Genomic DNA, 1,234 nt, shown 5'->3' on the forward strand with positions numbered 1-1,234 from the left:
CGGCGACGATGCCGATGCCGTCGTGGGTGAGGACCGACTCGGGGTGGAGCTGGAGTCCGGCGAAGCCGGGGCCGCGCAGGGCGTGGATGTCGCCGGTGGCGGGGTCGCGGGAGGTCTCGATGCCGAGCAGGGCCAGCCGGGTGGCGTCGGAGTCGGTGCAGCGGGCGGTGAAGGTGTTGTAGAAGCCGACGGTCTGTCGGGTGCCGAACAGGTCGATGGTCTCCTGGGCGCCCTGGTGGGGGACGGCCTTGCGGGCGAGTGGCAGGCCGAGTTCGGCGGCGAGCAGTTGGTGGCTGAGGCAGACGGCGAGCAGGGGCGCGGTGCGCCGGCCGGAGCGGACGGCCGCCAGGGCGTCGGTGACGATCGGGCGGAGCAGGGCCATCTTGGGGTCGGTGGGGTCGGCGGGGTCGCCGGGGCCGGGGCCGAGCACCAGTGGGCCGGTGTGTGTGGCCACTCGTGAGCGCAGGTGGGGGGTGTCGTAGCGGAGCACGGTGACGTGGTGGCCGAGGGAGGTGAGCAGGTGGGCGAGCATGGAGGTGAAGGTGTCCTCGCCGTCCACCACCAGGGTGTCCAGCTCGCCGGTGGGGGCGGGCTGCTGCATCCGGAGCCAGAAGGGCGCGAGGTTGGCGCGCCTGCTGTCCAGCGCGGTCTGGACGCGGTGGTCGTCGGCGAGGCGGGGGCCGTCCTGGGAGCGGGCGGGCCGGGTGGGGGCGGGGCGGGCGCCGATGGCGGTGAGGACGCCGGCGGCTTTGGCGTGGGTCTCGGCGACTTCGGAGTCGGGGTCGGAGTGGCGGACGAGGGTGGCGCCGACCCGGACGACGAGGCGGCCGGTCTGCGGGTCGATGTCGGCGGTGCGGATGCAGATCGGTGAGTCGAGCTGCTGGCCGCCGCTGGCGGAGCGGCCGATCAGGGCGAGCGCGCCCGCGTAGTAGCCGCGGCCGGTGGGTTCGTGGCGTTTGATGACGCGGGTGGCGTTCTGCACGGGGCTGCCGGTGACGGTGGCCGCGAACATGGTCTCCCTGAGCACTTCCCGGACGTCCAGCGAGGTCCGGCCGCGCAGTTCGTACTCGGTGTGGGCGAGGTGGGACATCTCCTTCAGGCGCGGGCCGAGGACCTGGCCGCCGAGGTCGCCGACGGTGCACATCATCTTGAGTTCCTCGTCGACGACCATGGTGAGCTCCTCCAGCTCCTTGGGGTCGTGCAGGAAGTCCAGCAGCGAGCCGATGGTGGGGCC

1 protein-coding gene is annotated in these 1,234 nt (G+C 73.3%); it reads right to left on the reverse strand.

Annotation, left to right across the window (positions count from 1 at the left end; all coding sequences use genetic code 11):
- Positions 1 to 1,234 (reverse strand): anthranilate synthase family protein (locus P3T29_RS32625; RefSeq protein ID WP_280720299.1); only part of this gene is annotated, 1,234 nt, incomplete at both ends.

The sequence above is a fragment of the Kitasatospora sp. MAP5-34 genome, assembly GCF_029894335.1.
Classification (GTDB): domain Bacteria; phylum Actinomycetota; class Actinomycetes; order Streptomycetales; family Streptomycetaceae; genus Kitasatospora.